At 69.2% G+C, this 21842-nt stretch carries 14 protein-coding genes; 6 read left to right on the top strand and 8 right to left on the bottom strand.

The window, feature by feature from the left end; genetic code table 11:
• The 4 genes from ACFQU4_RS19700 to ACFQU4_RS19685 form a co-directional block, all read right to left on the bottom strand.
• Entirely contained in the window at positions 1–2061 is a 2061-nt protein-coding gene (locus ACFQU4_RS19700) for a heparinase II/III family protein (protein WP_377495010.1), read from the bottom strand.
• A 48-nt stretch (positions 2062–2109) separates the two neighbouring features.
• Complete coding sequence (locus tag ACFQU4_RS19695) at positions 2110–3777, bottom strand: extracellular solute-binding protein (protein ID WP_377495008.1); 1668 nt, start codon at positions 3775–3777, stop codon at positions 2110–2112.
• Positions 3778–3958: 181 nt separating this feature from the next.
• The gene (locus ACFQU4_RS19690) at positions 3959–4861 is read right to left on the bottom strand and encodes a carbohydrate ABC transporter permease (RefSeq protein ID WP_377495006.1); all 903 of its coding nucleotides are present in this window, start codon (positions 4859–4861) and stop codon (positions 3959–3961) included.
• Positions 4861–5898, bottom strand: a complete 1038-nt coding sequence (locus ACFQU4_RS19685; protein WP_377495004.1) for an ABC transporter permease — start codon at positions 5896–5898, stop codon at positions 4861–4863. Before ACFQU4_RS19685 ends, ACFQU4_RS19690 begins: the two co-directional genes overlap by 1 nt.
• A gap of 459 nt (positions 5899–6357) precedes the next feature.
• Between ACFQU4_RS19685 and ACFQU4_RS19680 the strand changes: the two genes are divergently transcribed.
• From ACFQU4_RS19680 to ACFQU4_RS19670, 3 genes are all read left to right on the top strand, one after another.
• Entirely contained in the window at positions 6358–7935 is a 1578-nt protein-coding gene (locus ACFQU4_RS19680; RefSeq protein ID WP_377495002.1) for a hypothetical protein, read from the top strand.
• A gap of 114 nt (positions 7936–8049) precedes the next feature.
• Complete coding sequence (locus ACFQU4_RS19675; RefSeq protein WP_377495000.1) at positions 8050–8907, top strand: helix-turn-helix domain-containing protein; 858 nt, start codon at positions 8050–8052, stop codon at positions 8905–8907.
• 79 nt (positions 8908–8986) lie between these two features.
• Complete coding sequence (locus ACFQU4_RS19670; RefSeq protein WP_377494998.1) at positions 8987–10285, top strand: Fic family protein; 1299 nt, start codon at positions 8987–8989, stop codon at positions 10283–10285.
• Positions 10286–10294: 9 nt separating this feature from the next.
• Here the strand turns inward: ACFQU4_RS19670 and ACFQU4_RS19665 are convergent, their stop codons facing one another.
• Positions 10295–11080 carry an SDR family oxidoreductase gene (locus ACFQU4_RS19665; RefSeq protein ID WP_377494996.1) on the bottom strand — a complete coding sequence of 262 codons (786 nt, stop codon included), beginning with the start codon at positions 11078–11080 and terminating at the stop codon, positions 10295–10297.
• Positions 11081–11150: 70 nt separating this feature from the next.
• Positions 11151–14066, bottom strand: a complete 2916-nt coding sequence (locus ACFQU4_RS19660; protein WP_377494994.1) for a glycoside hydrolase family 2 TIM barrel-domain containing protein — start codon at positions 14064–14066, stop codon at positions 11151–11153.
• 154 nt (positions 14067–14220) lie between these two features.
• Between ACFQU4_RS19660 and ACFQU4_RS19655 the strand changes: the two genes are divergently transcribed.
• The 3 genes from ACFQU4_RS19655 to ACFQU4_RS19645 are packed head-to-tail and all read left to right on the top strand — an operon-like array spanning position 14221 to position 19098.
• Positions 14221–15726 (top strand): alpha-L-fucosidase, encoded by a 1506-nt coding sequence (locus tag ACFQU4_RS19655; RefSeq protein WP_377494992.1) that lies wholly within the window; start codon positions 14221–14223, stop codon positions 15724–15726.
• A gap of 27 nt (positions 15727–15753) precedes the next feature.
• The gene (locus ACFQU4_RS19650) at positions 15754–18396 is read left to right on the top strand and encodes a family 78 glycoside hydrolase catalytic domain (RefSeq protein WP_377494990.1); all 2643 of its coding nucleotides are present in this window, start codon (positions 15754–15756) and stop codon (positions 18394–18396) included.
• Positions 18397–18453: 57 nt separating this feature from the next.
• The gene (locus ACFQU4_RS19645; protein ID WP_377494988.1) at positions 18454–19098 is read left to right on the top strand and encodes an NAD(P)-binding domain-containing protein; all 645 of its coding nucleotides are present in this window, start codon (positions 18454–18456) and stop codon (positions 19096–19098) included.
• On the opposite strand, the gene ACFQU4_RS19640 is transcribed toward ACFQU4_RS19645, so the two are convergent.
• Positions 19092–20519: an esterase/lipase family protein gene (locus ACFQU4_RS19640; RefSeq protein ID WP_377494986.1), complete on the bottom strand. Its 1428-nt coding sequence runs from the start codon at positions 20517–20519 to the stop codon at positions 19092–19094. The genes ACFQU4_RS19645 and ACFQU4_RS19640 overlap by 7 nt on opposite strands.
• A 98-nt stretch (positions 20520–20617) precedes the next feature.
• On the bottom strand, positions 20618–21700 hold the full coding sequence (locus tag ACFQU4_RS19635; RefSeq protein ID WP_377494984.1) for an amidohydrolase family protein: 1083 nt from the start codon (positions 21698–21700) through the stop codon (positions 20618–20620).
• Positions 21701–21842: the final 142 nt, after the last annotated feature.

Raw genomic sequence — 21842 nt, 5'->3', positions numbered from 1 at the left:
TCAGGACGTCGCGGGGGAGGGGGAACCGTCCGTCGGCAGGGCCCAGCTCTCGGTGCGATCGGGCAGGCGCACCGACACGATCAGCGTCTCTCCGCGGTCCTCCCACTCGACGGCCTCGATCCGGCCGGGGCCGCGGGAGGTCTCGATCACGGCGGCGAACCGGGCCGCGCGGCCGTCGGCCCGGCGCAGGAAGGTGCTCTGCGGTTCGGCCGGCGGGTTGCCGGGCGTGGTCGCGGTGATCACCTCGGTTCCGTCGGGATCGTGGGCCCAGAGCCGGGTGGTGACGCCTTCCGCCTCCCAGCTCGCCTGCCAGTGCTGAGCTTGGTGGGTCAGCCGGTGCACGCCGTCCAAGATCGCGTACGTCTCGTCCGGCGGCTGCCAGCCGACCGGCTCAAGATCAACCGGTTCGAGCAGGGTGCCCCGGTGGTGCCAGGCCAGGTCGATCGGCACCTCCTGCGGTGCGTCGACGCGGACCAGGTCGACCAGGTAGTCGGCGGTCCAGAGCACCGACCGGCGCAGTTCAGCCCCGGCGTAGGCGGGCACGTGGGTCCGTCGCGGTTCGCGCAGCCAGGACCCCTGCCGCCCGACGATCGCGTCCGGATCCTCCGGCCAGGCCACCGAGGCCTCGGCCAGCCCGTACGGATGCTCGGCCGGGTCGCGGAAGTTGATCAAGGTCCCCTCGGCCTCCGGCTGGGAGGTGTGGTCGAGCAGCACCGTGTTGTGCGAGAGCGTCTGCCGGATCCACGGCCCCTGCAAGGGCGAGGTGTAGGCGGGCGAGCCGGCGTCCGGGGCCAGTCGGACGCCGTCGGCCCAGAGGTCGAGCGCCAGCTTGTCCGGGTGGCCGTGCCCGCCGCCGTGCGGCCCGTACTTGAGCAGCAGATAGCGATGATCATCGGCAAGGATCGCGTACCCGCTGGTCGGGTGCACCGTCCGCAACGGCCAACCTTCGGGTGCGGTCACGCCGGTCAGGTCCGGGCCGAGGGCCAGGGCTGCCTCGCCGGTCCGCGGCGTGCCTTGCGCGTAGAAGGCGGCGAGCACCTCGGCGAACCGGGGATCGGGCCACAGCCCGTAGCCCTGTTCGTAGTGGCCGGCGTACTGGGCGAGACCGTACGGGTAGGCGATTGAGTTCCAGCCGTCGTTCGTCGCGGGCAGGCTGAAGTCGGACCTGATCATGGACAGCGGGGTGAGCAGCATGTCCCGCAGCCCGCGGGTGTCGAGAAACGCGGGCCGCCGCTCCCGCAGCGCGGCGGCCGCGGCCAGGGCCCCGGACAGCATGTAGTAGTGGTACGTGGGCGATCCCTCGGCCCACCAGCCGTCGTCGAGGATGCCTTCGGCGAACTGGGTGGTCAGCCCGGTCTCGCCGTCCACCGCGAGGGCGATCAGGTCGTCGTCGTCCAAGATCACGCCGAGGTGGGCGATCGCGGACAGCTGCCAGCACTCGATGTTGTGGATCTTGTGGAACAGCTGATCGGTGACGTGCGCCGCCAGCCCGCGGAACAGGCCGTTCTCGATCATGGTCCGCTCGTCCGCGGAGAGTTGATCACGGATCGCGTCGTAGCACCGGCTGGCACCGATGGCCCAGACCGCCTCCTCGAGGCCCTGCCCGGTGATCTTGCCCTTGCCGGCCCAGTGGCCGGACGGCGGCAGGTCCGGATAGCGCTCCGCGTAGTCGAGCAGGATCTCCCGCGGGTACGCCAGCCAGCGGGCACCGGCCTCCGGCCCGACCGCCGCGACCACCGTCGCGCAGGCCTGGATGCCGCCCATGATCCGGCCGTTCAGCGCGCACCGCCAGCCGCCGTCGAAATCCTCGCCCTGCCACAGCTTCCCGTCCACCGGGCACCGGTGCTGCGGCGGTCCGGCCGGATCGAACTCGAGCGGCACCACATGATCGGGACAGTGGAACGCGTGGCCCCAGCCGCCGGCCTCGCCGACCGGGCGCAGGTCGGCGGCGAGGGCCGTTTCGGCCTGTGCCAGCAGGGATTCACGGGCGGTCGCGAACGCCGGATCGGTCCAACGCTTGCTGAGCAGTCGCAGCTCGTCGTCGGTGCGCAATCGGGACATCGGCAAGATCACATCCTGGGTTCGGGGTCGGGTTGTTGATCATTCGGGCTATTGATCGGCCAGGGCCTGCTCGTACTCGTGGCGGACGTCGTCGCCGCCGTTCTTCTTCCAGCGCTCCCGCAGCTCGGCGAGGTCACTGATCGGTTTGCGGCCGGTGACGATGCCGTTGACGAAGTCCTGGACCAGGGCGGACAGCGCATCTCCCTTGGAGTACGAGGATTCCGAGTCGAGGCCGGCGGTGGGATCCGGGACGAAACACTCGGTCATCTGCTCCGCGTACCGCTGGCAGGTGGCCGACTCCTCGGCCGGCGCGCCGGGGAAGAAGAAGCCGTAGTTGAAGGCGCTGAGCTGGTTCAGGAAGCTCTCGGCGAGGACCTTCTCGTCCGTCGAGCCGACCGGCAGCCCGTCCTTGACGGTGTAGTTGTGTCCCTCGACGCCGTAGTGCACCAGGTTGTATTCCAGGCTGCCGGCCGGTGCGGCCAGGTAGTCGATCACCCGGAGCAGCTCGTCGATCCGGGCCTCGTCGGTGACCGAGGCCGGGATGCTGAGCATGCAGTAGAACCCGAGGTCCGGCGCGATCACGCCGTGGCCGCCGTCCCGGCCCGGCGGCACCAGCACGTCACCCTGGGCGTCCGGTTCCCGCTGCCTCAGCTGCGCGAACTGGCCGACGACGCCGAAGTAGGCGTCGATGCTGCCGTTGCAGACGCCGACCCGGCCGCTGGTGAAGTAGCCGGTGTACTCGGCCGAGTTCGGCGTCAGGGTGAGCACGTCGGGATGCACCAGTTCCTCGGCCCAGAGCTTGTTGGCGAAGATCAGCGCGGCCTCGTACTCGTCGGTCTCGAGGTCCTTGGTGAGCTTGCCGCCCTCCTCGCGCCAGCCGCTCGGCACGCCCTGCACCTGGCCGCCGCAGAAGTTGAACGTCTGGTCGATGGTCGCCAGCGGATAGGTGCCCTGCCCGCCGCCGGCCTTCATCGCCTTCAGCCACTCGAACAGCTCGTCCGCGTTGGTCGGCTTGCCGTCGAAGCCGCCCTTCGCCGCCCAGTCCGCGCGGTACGAGATCGTGCCGCCGATGGTCCGGTTCCGGTAGCAGGGGACACCGTAGATCGCGCCGTTGATCCGCGAGTTCTGCCACGCGTAGGCCGGCACCAGGGCCAGGTTCGGATACTTCTTGACCTTGTCCCCGCCGAGGATCTGACGAAGATCATGGAAGACGCCCTGGGGCAGGTACTTCCGGGCGGCGCGGCCGCGGTAGCTCGGCTCGTTCGTCGTGATGTCGGGGATGTCGCCGCTGGCGATCGTGGTGACCAGCTTGTCGCCGAACGACTGGGCCGGCGCGATCACCGGCTTCAGCGTGACGCCGAGCGCCTCGTTGAGCTTCTCGTACCAGACGTTGCCGTCCAGCTTGGCCGGCACGCCCCAGGTGATCGTGAAGGTGGAGACCTCGCCGCCGCGGCCAGGCTTCTCCGGTACGGACTGGATTCCGGGCATCGGCAACTGGCTGTACGCGGGCGGGACGTCGGGCACCTTGCTCAGCGTCGTACCCTCCAACGCCGGCCGTTCCAGGCTGACCGGAAGCTGCAGGTCCCCACCGCCGGGGGCGTTCTGCACCCCGCGGCCCTCGTTGGAGCAGCCGACCGCGGCGGCCCCCACCGCACCGAGGCCGAGGCCGAGCGCGGACCGTCGGCTGAACGAGTTGATCATGGCTTCGTCGCGCATGATGATCTTCCTTTCTCTGGGGAGGGTGGTGTTCAACGGTGGCCGCCGCGAGCGACGCCCAGGCACGCACTGGACTGCGTTGTCGTCGGTCGACGTAGAACACCGCTACGCCTCCCTCCTCCGCCTTGTCCAGCACGCACCTGGACGCCGCTCGCAACGACCACCGTTGAACACCACCCTCCTAACCCTTGATCGCACCGGTCAGCACGCCCTTGGTGAAGAACCGCTGCAGGAACGGGTAGACGATCAGGATCGGGACCGTGGCCAGCACCAGCACGGTCATCTGGATGGTCTCCGGGGTGAGCTGCACCTGGGTGTTCTCGATCACCGATCCGGGCAGCGGCTCGGCCTGCAGCACGTACTGCCGCAGGACCAGTTGCACCGGCCACATCGAGGGGTTGTTGAGATAGAGCATCGCCCCGAAGAAGGCGTTCCAGTAGCCGACGCCGTAGAACAGCGCGATCACGGCGAGCACGGCCTTGGACAACGGGAGCACGACGCTGCCCAGGATCCGCAGCTCGCCCGCGCCGTCGATCCGCGCCGCGTCGAGGAGTTCCTCGGGGATGCTCATGAAGAAGTTCCGGACCACGACGAGATTGAAGGCGCTGATCGCGCCGGGCAAGATCAACGCCAGGTAGTTGTCCAGCAGGCCGAGGCCGCGGACCACCAGGTAGTTGGGGATGATGCCGGCCGAGAACAGCATGCTGAACAGGACCAGCAGCAGGACGAACCGGGAGCCGGGCACCCGGCGCGTCTGGGTCAGCGCGTACGCCATCGTCACGGTCATCACCATGCTGATCAAGGTGCCCAGCAGCGTCACGCCGATGCTCACCAGCAGGGCACGCGGGACCACCTCGCCGCCCAGCACCAGCTCGTACGCGGCGGTGGTGAAGCCCTTCGGCCAGAGCAGCAGATCGCCCGGCGTGTAGACCTCGGGATTGGAGAAGCTGACCGAGATCACGTGTACGAACGGGTAGAGCATGACGATCACGCTGAACGCCAGCACGATCACCTTGAGCGCCTGGGTGATCACGCTCGGCTTCTCCTGCCAGGCCGGCCGGGTGGTCTGGGTCCGGGTCGCCATCAGAACACCCCCTCGCCGCCGAACACCTTGGCCAGCTTGTTCGCCCCGAGCACGAGGACGGTGCCGATCAGTCCCTTGACCAGTCCGGCCGCGGTGGCCAGGCCCCAGTCGCCGCCGTTGATGCCGCGGAAGTAGACGAACGTGTCCAGGGTCTGGGCGGCCTCGGCGCCGAAGATCGGCTGCTGCAACAGGATCTGCTCGAACCCGACCGACAGCACGCTGCCCAGCCGCAGGATCAGCAGCAGCACGATGATCGAGGCCATCCCGGGCAGCGTGATGTGCCAGATCCGGCGCCACGGCCCGGCCCGGTCGAGCGCCGCCGACTCGTACCGTTCCTGGGGGATGTTCAAGATCGCGGCGAGGAAGATGATCGTGCCCCAGCCGACCTCCTTCCAGATCACCTGGAGCGTGACCAGGGCGGGGAACCAGTCGGGGTTGCCGATGATGTCGAGCTTGGGCAGGCCGACGGTGTTGATCATGCTGTTGAGTACGCCGAGCGGGCCGAGCATCTCGTTCCAGATCGACACCACGATCACCCAGCCGATGAAGTGCGGCAGGTAGACGATCATCTGGATCGACCGCTTCACCCGGTCGGACAGGATGCTGGTCAGCAGCAGGGCCAGCGCGATCGGCGCCGGGAACGCGAACACGATCTGCAGCGCGCTGAGCAGCAGCGTGTTCCACAGCGAGTCGATCAGTTCGGGATCGACGAAGATCCGTTCGAAGTTCTCCCAGCCGACCCAGAGGCTCCGGCTCAGCCCGAGGAACGGCGAATAGTCCTGCCAGGCGGCGGCATTGCCGCCCAACGGCAGGTACTGGAACACGACGAAGAAGACGAAGCCCGGCAGCATCAGCAGATACATCCAGCGTTCCCGCCAGATCCGCTTGATCAACGGGACCCGCCGTACCGCGCGGCCGTTCAGGGCCTCGGTGATCTTGATCCGGCGTCTGCGGCCACGGCCGGACGCCGCGGACCCGTGCCCGGTGCGGGACGAGGTCGCGTCGTCGAGCGGCAGCGGCCGGGAGGGATTCGCCATGATCGTCCCGGGTCAGCCGCGAGGGGCACCCGGGTCCTCGGCAACGCGTGTGGTGAGTCGGCGGCGGGACACGTGATCACCCCGATCGTCAGTGAGGGAGGCGGTGCCGCAATGCGACACGCTCAGGTGAACATATGCGCGCCAATTCGGGCCTGTCAACGATCTTGATCATCGCCCGGCGCGTCGGGTTTTCGGTCCAGAATTCGGCCGTCTGGGGCCATGGTCCGTGGCGCCGGTCGCGGACTAAAATGTGGCCCTTCTGGTTCATCCGGGAATGATGGTCGGCCGGGACCGTGGAACTGCTGGGTCACGTGCGGCTAACGGTGAGGTGCTGCGCGGCACCCGGCCTTGCGCCACCAGCGCTACGGCCCGGTAGGCGGCGCGCCCGGTGTGGACGTTCCCGCCGAGATTTTCCTTGTTTTGTTGGCGTTTGCCGGCACACGAGATAGAATCGAACACGTGTTCGAGTCATTGGATGAGCGGGTTGCCGGGTACGGGACCGACGACATCCTCAAAGGCGCCGAAGACGCGCTGCGGGCCAAGCTGGAGGCGGAGAGCCTGCTGTTGGCCTGGACCGCCGCGTGGGCGGATGCGAATTCGGCCGACTCGATCCATCCCGACGAACTGGCCCTGAAGGGTGGGCCGCGTGGTGTGCGGCCGGGTGGTGACGGGACGCCCGAGGTGAATGATCTTGCGTTAGAGGAGTTGGCCGTCAAGATCAAGAAGGGTGACTACGCCTGCGCGCAGTTCGTGGGCGAGGTGCTGGATCTTCGGCACAGGCATCCGTTGCTGTGGGAGAAGTCGATGCGGTGTGAGGTGGAGGGTTGGCAGGCCCGCGGGATCGCCCGCCACACCCATCACCTCCCGCTGGAACTGGCCAGGCAGATCGACGAGGACCTCGCCGGAGTTGCGGGTCTGGTCGGCTACCAGAAACTGCTGAACCGGGCCGACGCGGCGATCGCGCGGGTCGACGGGGCCCGGTTGGAGGCCGAGGCTGCGGAGCGGAAGAAGCAGCTCGGGGTGTGGCTGTCGCAGACCAGCGATGAGGGTTTGAAGGGTCTGTTCGCCCGGTTGGAACCGTCGGATGCGGTCCGGCTGTACGGCCGGATCCAGGAGCTCGCTGATGCGTTGCCGCCGGATGACCGGACTCCGGATGAGCGCCGTGCGGCCGGGTTGGCCTTGTTGGCCAACGAACTCGAGGCGACCCGGATCCTGGCCGAGGCCCGCCAGCCCGACCTGTTCGACGATGAATTCGCCGATGCCGTTCAGCCCGTTGAGGATGAGGATCCGGACGAGCCGATCGAGGAGTCCGAGCTCCACCCGTCCCTGCGGGACAAGCCGGTCAAGATCATCGACCCCGAGACCGACGACTTTAAAGCGGCCGTGTTCAAGGCTGCGGTGGAGCGGATCGTGGCGAACCTCGACCCCGCGTTGTTGGTGCCGACCTCGACCCTGGTGGTGCACATCGCCGCCGAAACCCTGGAGGGCTGGTGCCCCACCTGCACGGAGGCTGCCGACGTGTCGGGCCAGAGCCCCACGTGCACCGGCCGTGTGCAGGGCCGGTCGGGGATCTGTCGGGTGCCCGGGTTCGGACCCGTGTTGAAGGGTGTGGTGAAGGACTGGCTCGGTCATGACCGGGTCAAGGTCGTCCCGGTGATCAACCTCAACGACATCCCAGCGCCGGTGGATGATTATCAGATTCCTGACAGGCACAAGCGTTATCTGAAGTTCGCCCGACCCGGGTCAAGGTTCCCGTGGTCGAATGCGACCAGGCGGCTCGAATTTGATCACACCCAGACCTACCAAGCCGGTGGTCCGCCGGGCCAGACCGATGTCGCCAAGCTGACCCCGTTCGCGAAACGGGAACACCGCGCGGTGACCTTCGGTGGGTGGCAGCGGCGACAACCCGAGCCGGACACGATGATCTTCAAATCACCCCACGGTGACGTCCAGATCACCAACTACTCCGGCGCCTTCGATCTCGGTCACGGCGCGTTCGCCCACACAGTCTGGAGCGCCGCCAACCCGAACACCTGAACAGACCATCGGGGCCTGTCGATGGGCGGCACGAGCCTGCCCATCGACAGGACCTCGGCCTGCCCACGCCAGGCTTCGGCGTTGACAAAGTTGTCATGGCCTACGGTCGAGCTCATGGACGAGTCCGTCGATTATCGCGACCCGGATTGCTGGCGGCGTATCGAGGACCTGCTGGTCCGGACGCCGCCGGTCCCGTCGGGCACCGCCGACGTACATCATTGTGGGCCGGGCTGGTCATGGCGACCGCGGATCCCGGATTTCGATCTCTGGCTGGTCTTCGACGGCGTCGGCCAGGGCCGCCTCAACGACGATCTCGACCTGAGCCTGGAGGCGGGCTCGCTGCTGGTGCTGCGGCCCGGTGATCATGGAACGATCGATCACGATCCGGCGCGGCCGTTCTCCGTACTGTCGTGTCACTTCTCGTTCCGGGACCCGGGCGACGGATCGATCGCGCCGCCGGATCCCGGGCTGCTGCCGCGCCGGTTCATTCAGGTCGGCGCGCCCGGCCAGCTGACCGGCGCCTTCCGGCACCTGGTCCGGGCCGTGCACGATCCGTCGCCGCTGCGTACTGTCGAGGCCCGGGCGCGGCTGGTCGAGGTGCTCGCCGAGATCTACCGGCAGGACGCGTCCGCGCAGGGCGTCGCGGCCACGACCCTGAATCCCCAGCTGGCCGACGCGATCGACCTGATCCGTGCCTCGCCAGCGAAACGGCATTCGCTGGCCGGGACGGCGGCGGCGGTCGGCCTGTCGACCCGGCAGCTGAGCACCCTGTTCAGCCGCCAGCTGCACACGACCTTCCGGGACTACCTGGTCGAGTCGCGGCTGGACCGTGCCCGGACCCTGCTCACCGAGACCACGATGACGATCCACCAGATCGCCCGGTCCCTCGGCTACGGCGACCCGTTCCTGTTCAGCCGCCAGTTCCGCTCCCGGTACGGAATCCCGCCGTCCCACTACCGCGACCGCGGCTAACCCTTCCTCGAGAGCGGATCTGTTAAAGGTTAGCTATCTATCCTGAGATAGAGTGTCGATCGGTGAAAGGAAACCGTCGATGGCTACCTGGGAAGACGCTCACTGGGAGTCGAATCTCGACTCGGGCGTGCCCCGCTCCGCACAACGCTCGGGCAGCTTTCGAACCTATATCCCGGACCGGATGGACGGTGCCCGGCTCGCGATCAATGGTGACCTGTCGCGCCGGATCGCCACGATCGAGCGCGGCATTCGTGCCTTGAACAAGCCAGGCGCGGAGGGCCTTGCCGGAATCGCCCGATTCCTGCTCAGGTCCGAGGCCATCGCCAGTTCCCAGATCGAGGGTATTGCCCCGTCTGCCCAGCAGGTGGCGCTGGCCGAGCTGGGACAGACCGAGACGGTCCGAGGCATCAGCGAACAGGCCATGCTCGTGGCCAACAACCTGACCATTGTTCGCGAGGCCACAGGTGAACTCGTCGAAACGGACAGCGTGACCATCGATCACATCGTCGGCCTCCAGCGCACCTTGCTCCTTGATCAACCTCGTCACCACGGTCTGCGCACCGTGCAGAACTGGATCGGCACGTCGAATTGGAGTCCGATCGGCGCGGCCTTCGTACCCCCTACACCAGATCGAGTTCCCGAGTTGATGGCGGACCTCACGGAATACCTCAACGGCTCGGCCCACTCGCCCCTCATCCAGGCTGCGCTCGTGCATGCTCAGTTCGAGACGATTCATCCTTTCACCGACGGGAACGGTCGGGTGGGGCGCGCGCTGATTCACACCGTGCTCGCTCGTCGCGGACTGACCGATCGAGCAGTACTGCCGATCAGCATGGTGCTGGCGACCTTGCGGGATCGGTACGTAGCCGGCTTGACCGCATACCGACACAGTTCGCCACCAGGCAGCGACGAAGCCAGTGCCATGATCAACCGGTGGCTCGAGGACTTCGTTGACGCCGCTGCCATCGCTCTCGAACAGTCAGAAACGATCATGGTGCAGATCGAACACCTGCGAGACGATTGGGGCACGCGACTGCAGGGATTCCGGGAGTCGGTCGGATTGCGCGCGACGCCGCGCGCCGGGTCAGCCACCGCGCGTCTGCTGGGTTTGCTGCCGGAGGCTCCGGTACTCACGTCGACCACGCTGGCAAGGATTCTGGAGTGTTCCTTTCCCGCTGCCAGCGCGGCGCTCGACGAGTTGCGCCGAGCGGGGATCCTGACCACCCGATCGGTCCAGCGGGGAACCACGGCCTACCTTGCCCGCGAGGTGCTCGACTTGATCACGCTGTCCGAGCGGGCGCTCGCGAGTACCAAGTTCGACACTCGCGCGTCCGCACCGAATCGCGGCGTTCCGGCGCTCCCCGAGCATCGGCATTGACCGGGATCTTCAGGCAAGGACGAGGCTGAGGCCGGCGTCGACCCAGACCTCGCTGCCGGTGATCAGCCGGGCGTCGTCGGAGAGCAGGAACGTGATCACCTGGGCCAGCTCGACCGGCTCGGCGGCCCGGCCGGTGAGCACGTTGAGGCCCTGTGGGTACGTCACCGGCCAGCGGATCCGGTCCAGGTCGCGGGCATGGGTCGCCTCGCCGATGTTGGTCCGTACCTCGCCGGGGCAGACGACGTTGATCCGGATGCCCTGCTGAGCCAGCTCGACGGCGACCATCTTGGCGAAGACCGCCTGGCCGGCCTTGCTGGTCGAGTACGCCACCGCGCCCGGATAGTTGAAGACCCGGGTGCCGTTCACCGACGAGATGATCACGATCGAGCCGCCGGCCCGGCGCAGCAGCGGCAGGGCGGCCTTGGTGGTCAGGAAGGTGCTGGTCAGATTGGTCGCCAGAGTGTCGTTCCACTCGTCCAGGGTCAGCTCGTCCAGCGGCGCGAACACCCCGTTCTTGCCGGCGCTGATCACCAGGTGATCAAGCCGGCCCCAGGTCTGGTCGATCCGCTCCAGTGCGCCGTTGAGGTCGGCCTCGGAACGGACGTCGCCGGTGATCACCAGGACCTCGGCGCCGAGGTCGGCCAGCTCGGCACGGACCTCCTCATTCCGGGTCTCGTCGAACGACAGCACGGCGACCGCCGCGCCGCGCCGGGCCAGTTCGACGGCGGCGCCGCGGCCGATCCCGGAACTGCCGCCGGTGACCAGCGCGACCCGGCCGGTGAAGTCGTCGTGCATGTTCAGCCTTTCCCGAAGACGACGGAGGTCTCCGGGAGCGTAACGGCCGCGCCGCGCCGGTGTCTCCGGGTCAGCCGATGGTGATCAGGACCGAGTACGAGACCGGGCGGGCCGCCAGCCGGTAGCGGTCGGGCAGCGGGGGACCGCAGGAGGCGCTGCCGAGACCCTGCTGGCCATGATCGAGATTGAGCCAGACCCGGCCGGAATCCTCGAGTTGGAAGGGATGCCCGGCGGCGGCCAGGGCCTCACTGGTCCAGCGCCGCGCGGTGAAGTCGAAGCCCGGATCCCCGGTGACCCGGAGCGTGGGTACGCCCTCACCGGTCAGCCGGAGCCAGCGCGTGTCGACGTGGTTGCCGTTCTCCTGCGGCACCGGATAGGGGGTCTGCAGGTCGTCGATCGACCCGGCGAACCGGCCCACCCGGGCGGCTGCGCGGCTGTCGGCGTACGACTCCTCGGGACCGTGGCCGAACCAGCTGACGTCCCGGTAGCCGCCGGGCAGCCCGAGCCGGACGCCGAGCCGGGGCGGGGTGACGGCGTGCTTCCCGTACGGGGTCTCCTGCCAGGGCCCGACCGGATCGGCCTCGACGGTGAGCCGGAGCCCACCGTCGTCGAGCCGCCAGCCGAACCGGGTGACGACGCCGAACGGCTGGGTGGCCGGCGCGCTCCGGCCGGTGATCACCAGGCCGCCGTCGACCACCCGCACCGAGTCGGTCCGGTGCAGCACGCGGTCCAGCCCGACGGCCTGCCAGGTCGCGGCGAGCCGGTTCCGGTCGCCCTGCCCGCGATCGTTCTCGGTCGGCGCCCGCCACAGGTCGAGGATCGGGCCCGTGACCGGGACGCCCGCGAGTTCGATCAAGTGACCGGAGGAGCGGTCGAAGACGGCGGGGCCGAGGGTGATCGTGGCTTGCCCTTCGACAAGCTCAGGGATCGTTGTGCTCGTACGGCGCTCTGAGCCTGTCAAAGGACCAGGGAGTTCCGCCTGCGCCCACGCGACTTCGTGACCGGCGGGCGCCCAGAGTTGATCATGGGCCAGCTCCACGGTGACGGTCACCCAGGTTTCGCCCGCGTCGGCCGGCGTGAGTGGGGGGAGCGTCGCCGTCACCTGTTGCGAGGGTGGGCAGTCCGGCACCTCCAACGGGCCGGAGTCGGCCGGGATCCCGTCCACCTCGGTGTGCCAGCGGAACCGGAACTGCTCCAGCCCGGCCGTGTGCTGCCGGTTCCGGACCGTGATCATCCCGTCGTCGATGTCGATCATGATCGTGACCGGCTCGATCGCCTTCTTCAGCTCGCCGAGCCCGGGCGACGGCGTCCGGTCGGCGAAGAGCAGCCCGTCCAGGCAGTAGCTGCCCCCGTTGGGGCGGTAGTCGATGTCGCCGCCGTGCCGCAGGTACGGTTCGCCCGACTCGGTGTGGCCGGTCAGACCATGATCGATCCACTCCCAGACGAAGGCCCCGGCGAACCGGTCCGAGGACTCCAGCACCTCCTGGTAGTCGCTCAGCCCGCCGGGCCCGTTGCCCATCGCGTGGGCGTACTCGCAGAGCAGGAAGGGCAGCCCGCGCCGCCGGTGATCATCGTCCGAACCGGCCTCGACCCCTTCCGGCACAGCCTCGGCGCGATCGGCGATCAGGCGCAGCTCGTCGAGGTCGAGATACATCTTGCTGTAGAAGTCGGAGTGCCGGTAGCTCGCGTCCCGCTCGTAGTGCAGCGGCCGGCTCGGGTCCCGCTGCCGGATCCGGTCTTCGATCGCGGCCAGGTTGCGACCTGTCCAGCTCTCGTTGCCGAGCGACCAGGTGATCACGCTCGGCCGGTTCTTGTCGCGCTCGACCATCCGGTCGATCCGGTCCAGCAGCGCGTCCCGCCAGGCCGGCTCGTCGATCGGGTTGCCCTGCCAGCTGGCGTAGACGAAGCCGTGCGTCTCGACGTCGCACTCCTCGACCACCCAGAGGCCGTACTCGTCGCAGAGCCGGAGGAACTCCGGGTGCGGCGGGTAGTGCGCGGTGCGGACCGCGTTGACGTTGTGCCGCTTCATCAGCACGATGTCGTCGATCATGGTCGCGCGGTCCAGCGCCCGGCCGCGGTCCGGATGATGCTCGTGCCGGTTGACCCCGCGCAGCTTGACCGGGCGTCCGTTGATCATCAGGACGCCGTCGACGATCTCGACCCGGCGGAAGCCGATGGCCAGGTCGATCCGCTCGCCGCCGGCGGTCAGGGTGCCGCGGTAGAGGCGCGGACGCTCGGCGCTCCACGGCTCCACGCGTGGGATCCGTACGGTCTCGCCCGTGCCGACCCGGATCCCGAGTTCCGGCAGCTCGACCAGGCCCTCGGCGTCGGCGTCGATCCGCAGCTCCGCGGACCCCGTACCGGCGTCGAAGTCGGCGTGCACGAAGTGATCATCGATCGTGCCCTCGGGCCGGGCCAGCAACTCGACGTCGCGGAAGATCCCGGGCAGCCACCACATGTCCTGATCTTCGAGATAGCTGCCGGAGGACCACCGGTTGACCCGGACGGCGAGCAGGTTGTCCGTCGGCCGGACCGCCTCGGTGACATCGAACTCGAACGGCAGCCGGCTGCCCTTGGAATGACCGAGCAGCCGTCCGTTGAGCCACACCGTCGCGCAGGAGTCGACCCCCTGGAACCGCAGCACAGTGCGGCCGACCGGCCAGCCCGGCGGCAGATCGAACCGGCGCCGGTAGTCGCCGGTGGGGTTCTGCTCCGGCAACCGCGGCGGATCGATCGGGAACGGGAACGCCGTGTTCGTGTAGAGCGGCCGGTCGTACCCCTCCAGCACCCAGTGCGCCGGCACCCTGATCGTGTCCCAGTCCGGGTCGTCCGGGGCGAGAAGTTGATCACCGGTCCCGGCTGCGGTCTCGGCGAGCCGGAAGGCCCAACGACCGTTGAGGGAGAGCCGCGGCGCGTCGGAGGTGGTGTCGGCCCGCGGTCGCCGGCGACCGCTGCCGGGGATCGGATCCGCGGCGAATTCGATCATGCTGCGCCCTCGATCATGATGGGATCGACGATTGACAACGTACGCGCTCCTCGCCTACGGTGGAGTTGAATCGCTTCAATATGCATCCTTGCCTAGATATGCGATCAAGGCAAGTAGATCAAGATCGCGGGCAGCACACCGCCGAGGAGGGCGAGTGACGACGACGCACGCCGGTTACCGGCCGACCTGGGAATCTCTGCGTGGGCACCAGATCCCGGACTGGTTCGGGTCAGCGAAGTTCGGGATCTGGGCGCATTGGGGGGCACAGTCGGTCGGCCGTTCGGGCGACTGGTACGCCCGGCACCTGTACGGTCCGCAGGCCGGGTCGGGTCCCTGGGAGCGCCGCCGGTCGCTGCGGCAGTACGCGCACCACAAGGCCGAGTTCGGGCCGCCGTCGGAATTCGGCGCGGCCGACCTGGCCCGGCGCTGGCGGGCCGAACGGTTCGATCCGGACGAGCTGATCGACCTGTACCGCCGCAGCGGCGCCCGCTACTTCGTCGCGCTGGCCGCGCACTGCGACAACGTCGATCTCTGGGACTCGCCGCACCCGTGGAACACCACCCGGGTCGGGCCCGGCCGGGACATCGTCGGCGCCTGGGAACGGGCGGCCCGCGCGGCCGGTCTCCCGTTCGGGCTCAGCTTCCACAACAACTGGACCTGGCGCTGGCTGGACGTCGCGCACGGCACCGACCCCGAGACCGGCGAACCTCACGACGGCGCCCGGGGGAGCGCGGGTGCCGACCCCGATCCGGCCCTGCTGTATCCGCCGGCGCACCAGCCCGGTATCGCGCCGCCGCCGGAGGTGGCCGCCGACTTCTACCGGCGGGTCCGGGCGGCACTGGACCGCTACCGGCCCGATCTGGTGTACCTCGACGACATGCGGCTGCCGTTCGACGAGGGCAGCGTGGTGCAGGCCGAGCCGCCCAACCTGCTCGGGATGGAGCTGCTCGCCGACTACTACGCGAACTGTGCCAGCGGCGGCATCGTGACGATCAAGGACGTGCCGCCGGCCGACCGGACCGCGGTCCTGCTCGACTGCGAACGCCGCCAGCTGGATGAGATCCAGGCGCACCCGTGGCAGTTCGACACCAGCGACGGCGAGTGGTTCCACTGCGAGGGCACCGACGACTTCTTCCATCCCCGCAAGACATCTCGGCAGGTGATCCATACGCTGGTCGACGTGGTGAGCAAGAACGGGACGCTGCTGCTCAACATCCCGCAGCGCGCCGACGGCACCCTCGATGATCACGCCCGGACCCTGCTGACCGAGATCGGCGACTGGCTCGCCGTGTGCGGCGAGGGGATGTACGACACGGTGCCGTGGCGCCGGTTCGGCGAGGGCAGCACCGGCCTCGGCGACACCCGCGGCTACGAGGGCTACAACGAGGGCGACCGGGCCTACCGGTCCGATGATCTGCGGTTCACCGTCCGTGGTTCCGAGCTGTACGTCACGCTGCTCGACTGGCCGGACGACGGCAAGATCGTGATCACCAGCCTCGGCACCGAGCAAGCCCCCGCCGATCCGGACCCGGCCCGGGTGGTGCTGCTCGGGCACGGCCCGGTGAGCTGGCGGCGCACGCCGGCCGGCTTGATCGTCGACCTGCCGCCCGACGCGCCCACCCCGTCCGCTTCCATGATCAGGATCAGCCGAGCCGGTTGACCGCCCGCTTCCCGTACCGGAGGACCGATGCCCGACCAGCCCACCCCGCCCGTGCCGTTCGACCCGGGGGCGCCGCTCGACCTGCGGACGTTGGGGATGACCGACCCGCTGGGCCTCGGCGATCCGCGGCCGCCGTTCGGCTGGCGGCTTCCCGAGTCCGTACCGGCGCAGACCGGGTACCGGCTCCAGGTCGCCGGCAGCCCGGATGCCCTCGCCGAAGGTCGGGCGGACCTGTGGGACAGCGGCGAGGTCGACGGCGACGATCAACACGCGCGCTTCGCCGGGGACCCGCTGGACTCCCGGGCGGCCGGCTGGTGGCGGGTCCAGGTCCGCGGCGCGGACGGCACCTGGTCGGCGTGGAGCGCCGCCGCCCGGTTCGAGCTCGGCCTGCTGCGGCCGGGCGACTGGGCCGGGAACTGGATCAGCCATCCCGACTGGTACGCCGACGACGCCGACCCGCGGGTCGGCGAGGGGCTCCCGCTTCCCTTGCTGGCCGGGGAGATCACGCTGGCCGCGGAGCCGGTGCGGGCCCGGCTGCACGTCGCCGGCGCGGGCGTCTACTACGCGTCGATCAACGGCGCACCGGTGTCCGATGCGGTGCTGGAGCCGGCCTACACCGACTTCCCGCGCAGGGTCGCGGCGGCCGGCCACGACGTCACCGGGCTGCTCCGGCCGGGCGCCAACGTGATCGGGATCGAGCTCGGTCCGGGCATCGCGCACGTCTACCCGCACCAGGACCGCTACATGAAGTTCTACGGCTCCAAGCTGTCGCCGCGGGCGATCGCCGAGCTCGAGGTGCACTACGCCGACGGGACCACGGCCCGGTTCGGCACCGACGGGTCCTGGCGCGCCGCGGCGGGCGCGACGCTGCGGTCGCACTGGTTCGGCGGCGAGGACTACGACGCCCGGCGCGAGCTGCCCGGCTGGAACGAACCCGGCACTGACCGGTCCGGCTGGGCCCCGGTCGTGATCATTCCCGGCGAGGGCCCGGCGCCGGTCGCCCGGACCTGCCCGCCGCTGCGGGTGGTCGACCGCTTCCCGGCCCGGACCAAGATCATCGCCAGCGACGGCACGCCCGTGTTCGACGTCGGCGTGGTCCAGGCCGGGCTGGTCGAGCTCGCCGTCGACCTGCCGGCCGGCACCCACCTGCGCCTGGTGCCGGGTGATCAACTGGACGACTTCGGCCGGGTGGTGCAGTCCAAGCCGACCACCGGCTCGCCGATCTTCAACACGGTGATCACCGGCGACGGACCGCTGCGCTGGCACCCGCGGTTCCGCTACGACGGCTTCCGCTACGTCGAGGTGCAGGGACTGCCCGAACCGGTCGGCCCGGAGGCGGTCACCGCCCTCGTGGTGCGCGCCGACAACGAACCGGTGGGCGCCTTCGAGACGTCGGTGCCGTTGATCAACAGCATCCACACGATCATCGACCGGGCCGTGCAGGGCAACATGTACAGCGTCCTCACCGACTGCCCGCACCGGGAGAAGCTGGGCTGGCTGGAGCAGGTCCACCTGCTGTTCGACGTGGTCGCCTACAACTACGACGTCGCCGCCTACTACCGGGAGCTGCTCGCGACGATCGCCGAGGCGCAGACCGAGGACGGCCTGGTGCCCGACATCGCCCCGGAGTACGTGGTGTTCGCGGACGGCTTCCGGGACGACCCGAACTGGGGCGGCGTGATCATCTCGGTGCCGTGGCAGCTCTACCGCTGGTACGGCGACCTGGCGGTCCTGGAAGATCACTACCCGGCGATGGTCCGCTATCTCGACTACCTGACCGGGCGGTCCGAGGACGGCCTGCTCCCATACGGACTCGGCGACTGGATCGGCCTGGACAAGACGACCCCGGTGCCGCTGGTCGGCACCTGGGGCTACTGGCGGGCCGCCAACGCCATGATCAACATCGCGACCGCGCTCGGCCGGACCGAGGACGCCGAGCGGTACCGGGAGCTGGCCGCGAAGATCGTCGCGGCCTTCCGGAGCGAGTTCCACGATCCCGGCACCGGCAGGTATGGCGGCGGCGGTCAGGCGGCCGAGCTCTTCGCGCTCGACGTCGGCGCCGTCCCGACAGCGGACCGCGATCTCGTGCTGGACCGGATCAGCGCCTCCGTCGACGAGGCCGGGATCACGGTCGGCGAGATCGCCCTGCCGGTCCTGTTCCGGGTGCTCGGCGACGCCGGCCGGCACGACGTGCTGTGGCGGTTCGCGAACCGGACCGAGCATCCCGGCTACGGCTACCAGGTCGAGCACGGCGCGACCGCGCTGACGGAGGCCTGGGACGGACCCACCCGCGGCCTGTCCCAGAACCACTTCATGCTCGGCGCCATCGACAGCTGGTTCTACCGGCACCTGGCCGGCATCGGGCAGGCCGCCGGTTCGCTCGGCTGGCGGGAACTCGATCTTGCTCCGGTCGTCGTGGACGGCCTCGACGCGGTGACGGCGCGGACCCGCGGCGCCCGCGGCGACGTCGCGGTCGCCTGGCGCCGCGACGGCGGGACGTTCCGGCTGGACGTGACCGTACCGGCCGGTTCGGTGGCGACGGTGCGGCTGCCGGCCTGGCCGGAGGCGAAGGCTGTCGTACCGGAGACTGCCGAGCCGGTCACGCCGGGCGCCGACGGCCGGCCGGTCTGGCGGGTCCCGGCCGGAGCGTGGTCGTTCGAACTGGGCTGATCATGATCACCACCGACCCGGTACCGTGGCCCGCAGACGCCACGAGCAGGAGGTCGGATGCGGTACGGATTCGTCGGCACCGGCGAACTCACGGCGGCGATCGTGACCGGGCTGTGCGCCGGCGTCGCCGACCCGCCGGAGGTGCTGCTGTCGCCGCGCGGCCGGTCGGTCGGTGCCGAGCTGGCGTCCCGGTTCCCGAGCGTCCGGGTCGGCGCCGACAACGCCGAGGTGGTGCACGGTTCCGACGTGATCATCCTGGCGGTGCGGCCGCCGCTGGCCGGCGAGGTGCTGGCCGGGCTGGCCTTCCGTCCGGAGCAGCTGGTGATCAGCGCGCTCGCCGGTGTCCCGCTGGCCCGGTTGCGGGAGCTGGCGCCCACCGCCGGTGACCTGGTCCGCGCCATCCCGCTGCCGCAGGCGGCGCAGCGGCAGAGCCTGACCGCGCTGCACCCGGACCAGCCCGCCGCCCGGGCCCTGTTCGAGCGGGTCGGGGACGTGATCATCGCCGACACCGAACCGGCCCTGGACGCGATGAGCGCGGCGACGGCGACCTTCGCCGCGCACCTTGATCAACTTGCGACGATCTCCGGCTGGCTGGCCGATCACGGCCTCGCCGCGGACCGGTCCGCCGGAGGCGATGCGGCGGGCGCTGGACCGCGTGCTGACCCGGCTCCGCGGATCGGCGGAATGATCACGGCTCAGTAGCCGCGCTGCTTCAGGTCGGCGACGATGCCGATGTAGGCGTCCAGGACGTTGAAGCCCGCGTAGTCCTCCCGGTGCATGTCCACCAGGTCGCCGTGCGAGACGCCCCGCCTCGTCGTACTGCGCAGCACGCCGCGGAACTCGCCCCACTTCGCGGAGTCGACCGAGACCAGGCCGTCGTTGTCCTCGCCGAGCGTCTTGATCACCTGGAAGGGGACCGCCAGCACCCGGTCACTCGACGGACGGCTCATGATCGACGTGTAGCTCTGGTAGTGGACCGACGGGTCGTCCGGCGTCTCCCGGTTGAACTCGGCGGAAACCTCGGTGCGGAAGGCCATCGTCGAGGCCAGGAAGTCGGGCGTCTCGTCGCCCGCGATGCCGAACACCCAGTTGATCGCGCCGGCGAGCCGCCGATAGACCGGCTGCTTCAGCTTCGTCGCGGTGTCGGCGAACCGGACGCCGTGGTGCGGGGTGTTCATCGTGGTCAGGCTGGCCACCCGGCAGCCCTCGCCGAGGGTGGTGATCGCGTAGCGGGAGTCGATCCCGCCGCGGCTGTGCGCGATGATGTTGATCTTCGGCGCGCCGGTCAGCTCGGCCACCTCGCGGATCCGCCGGGCGACCTGTTCGCCGTTCTGGGCGATGGTGCCCCAGGCCGCCTGCTCGCCGTAGAAGAGGTTCGCCCCGTGCCGCTTCAGGTACTGCGGGATCCGGCCCCAGGCATTGAACCTGGCCCGGTCCCGCCAGCCGACACCGTGCACGAGCAGGATCGGATAGCGGGTCGCGCAGCGGTCGTCCTTCGGCACGGTCCGCTCCCAGGCGACCCGGTCCACCGCGGCGCGATATTCCTGCCGGACCCCGCGCGCCGCGCCGACCCCGATCAGCCAGCCGATCGCCGGCACCCAGACCGCGGTCGCGATCAGCCACCGGCTCAGCACGCTGAGGCTCTTGGACAGGACGATCGCCCGGATGCTGCCGTTCAGGTAGAGCACCAGGCAGCAGCCGAGGGCGTACCCCAAGTTGCCGAACAACAAGCCTGTCGGCACCCGGTCGGCCAGGAACAGGAAGGAGAGCGGCAGCAGGACGGCCTCGACGACGATCGCGTACCCGAGCGAGAAGAGGATCGGGCTCGCGCCGCCCAGGGCCTTCAGCCGCAACCCGACCGGCACACCGTCCATGATCGGGAACACGTTGAGGTGGATCCACACGTAGAGCAGGGCAAGCCCGGCGATGATCATGGCCGCCAGCCACGGCAGGCCCAGCTCCTGGAAGATCAGGTACGCCAGCAGCGGCACGTTCATCGCGATCGGCAGATAGAGCGCCATCACGACCGGATTGATCAGCGGCACCTTCTGCACGAGATCGAGCACACCCAGCACGATGATGATCACCGCGACGCAGATCAGCCCCACAGCCAGGACCGGCATCCGCCCTCCGTCGTCTCGTCGGAACCCCCGCGAAACGCTACTCGGACCCCGGCCCGTCGCGGAGCCGACGGACCGGGACCGAGGGTGCGGGGCGGCGGTCAGCGCCGCAGGTCGAAGAGCTTCACGGCGTTGCGACCGAGGATCTTCCTCCGGTCGGAGCGATTCACCCCGGCCTCCTCAAGGCTGGAGAGAATGACGTCGGGCTGCACCCAGGGATGGTCACTTGCATAAAGCAGCCGATCTGGACCGGAGAATTCGACGGCGAACCGAATGGCCTCCGGTAGCGGCGAAACAATGTCCATGAAGATGCTGCGCAGATAATCGCTCGGTTTGCGTTCGAGATTCTGGTTACTGCGCTTGAGGACGAGCACCTGGTGGTCGAACCGTCCCGCGATATAGGGCAGCGTGCCGCCCAGATGCGGGCAGACGAATTTCAGGTCGGGATATTCGTCGAAGATCCCGGCGGCGACGATGCGCGCGAGTGAGATCGTGTTCTCGAACATGTTGCCGAGCAGGCCGGTCAGGTCATGTCCCTTGGTCTGCGCCAGCGTGGTCGGCAGCGCCGGGTGCAGCACGATCGGCAGGCCCAACTCCTCGGCTCGGGCGAACAGCCAGCGGAACTGCGGCTCGTCGGGCCAGCGGCCGGCCAGGTTGCTGTACAGCAGGATTCCCTTGAATTGCAGCGATTTGACGCAGCGATCCAGTTCCCGATCGGCCGCTGCGGAGTCCTGCAGCGGCAGCAGGCAGAGGCCGGCGAAGCGGCCCCGGTGCTTCTGGACGGCGCTGTGGATGTTGTCGTTCAGGAGCTGCGCGACGGCGGGCCCGTCGGCACCGAACCACTCGGGTCCCGGGTCGTTGCTGCTCAACAGGGTGACGTCGATGCCGTTCTCGTCCATGGCCGCGAGCTTGAGTTCGAGGTCCTGATATTCCGGCGGAATCTTGCGCACCCAATCACCCATTTTGAGCAGGGTCACGCCGTCCTTGTCGAAAACCCGCGGGTCCTCGGTACGGCGACGCATGAGTTCGACGTGGTCACGGAAGAAGAGATGACTCTGGACATCCACGACCATGGATCGGTCTTTTTCTCCGGGCGTTGCCGCTGCGGGTTGGGCACCGAGAGCGGCAGCCGTGGCCACCGGTGCGGTGGCGGCGATGAATTGGCGACGATCGATATTCCTCATGAATCGGAACGCTATTCACGCCGAAACCGTCAGGCAACGATTTGATAACGGTGACCGACGGGAGTGCCTGGTTCCTGGTCGAGGGTGCCAGCGATCCCGCCCCGGGCAGCGACCAGAGGGCTATTGTCCGGGGCGGTCCGAC

The sequence above is a fragment of the Microlunatus sp. GCM10028923 genome (assembly GCF_042666975.1).
Lineage (GTDB): Bacteria > Actinomycetota > Actinomycetes > Propionibacteriales > Propionibacteriaceae > Microlunatus.
The sequence above is the reverse complement of the archived record's forward strand: the minus strand, read 5'-3'. Positions and strand labels throughout refer to the sequence as shown.

Bases quoted from the DNA above. Each gene is read 5' to 3' on its own strand.
- ACFQU4_RS19695 (WP_377495008.1), bottom strand. From the start codon at position 3,777: ATGCGCGACGAAGCCATGATCAACTCGTTCAGCCGACGGTCCGCGCTC.
- ACFQU4_RS19670 (WP_377494998.1), top strand. From the start codon at position 8,987: ATGGCTACCTGGGAAGACGCTCACTGGGAGTCGAATCTCGACTCGGGC.
- ACFQU4_RS19635 (WP_377494984.1), bottom strand. From the start codon at position 21,700: ATGAGGAATATCGATCGTCGCCAATTCATCGCCGCCACCGCACCGGTG.
- ACFQU4_RS19675 (WP_377495000.1), top strand. From the start codon at position 8,050: ATGGACGAGTCCGTCGATTATCGCGACCCGGATTGCTGGCGGCGTATC.
- ACFQU4_RS19665 (WP_377494996.1), bottom strand. From the start codon at position 11,080: ATGCACGACGACTTCACCGGCCGGGTCGCGCTGGTCACCGGCGGCAGT.
- ACFQU4_RS19700 (WP_377495010.1), bottom strand. From the start codon at position 2,061: ATGTCCCGATTGCGCACCGACGACGAGCTGCGACTGCTCAGCAAGCGT.
- ACFQU4_RS19650 (WP_377494990.1), top strand. From the start codon at position 15,754: ATGCCCGACCAGCCCACCCCGCCCGTGCCGTTCGACCCGGGGGCGCCG.
- ACFQU4_RS19685 (WP_377495004.1), bottom strand. From the start codon at position 5,898: ATGGCGAATCCCTCCCGGCCGCTGCCGCTCGACGACGCGACCTCGTCC.
- ACFQU4_RS19690 (WP_377495006.1), bottom strand. From the start codon at position 4,861: ATGGCGACCCGGACCCAGACCACCCGGCCGGCCTGGCAGGAGAAGCCG.
- ACFQU4_RS19645 (WP_377494988.1), top strand. From the start codon at position 18,454: ATGCGGTACGGATTCGTCGGCACCGGCGAACTCACGGCGGCGATCGTG.
- ACFQU4_RS19660 (WP_377494994.1), bottom strand. From the start codon at position 14,066: ATGATCGAATTCGCCGCGGATCCGATCCCCGGCAGCGGTCGCCGGCGA.
- ACFQU4_RS19640 (WP_377494986.1), bottom strand. From the start codon at position 20,519: ATGCCGGTCCTGGCTGTGGGGCTGATCTGCGTCGCGGTGATCATCATC.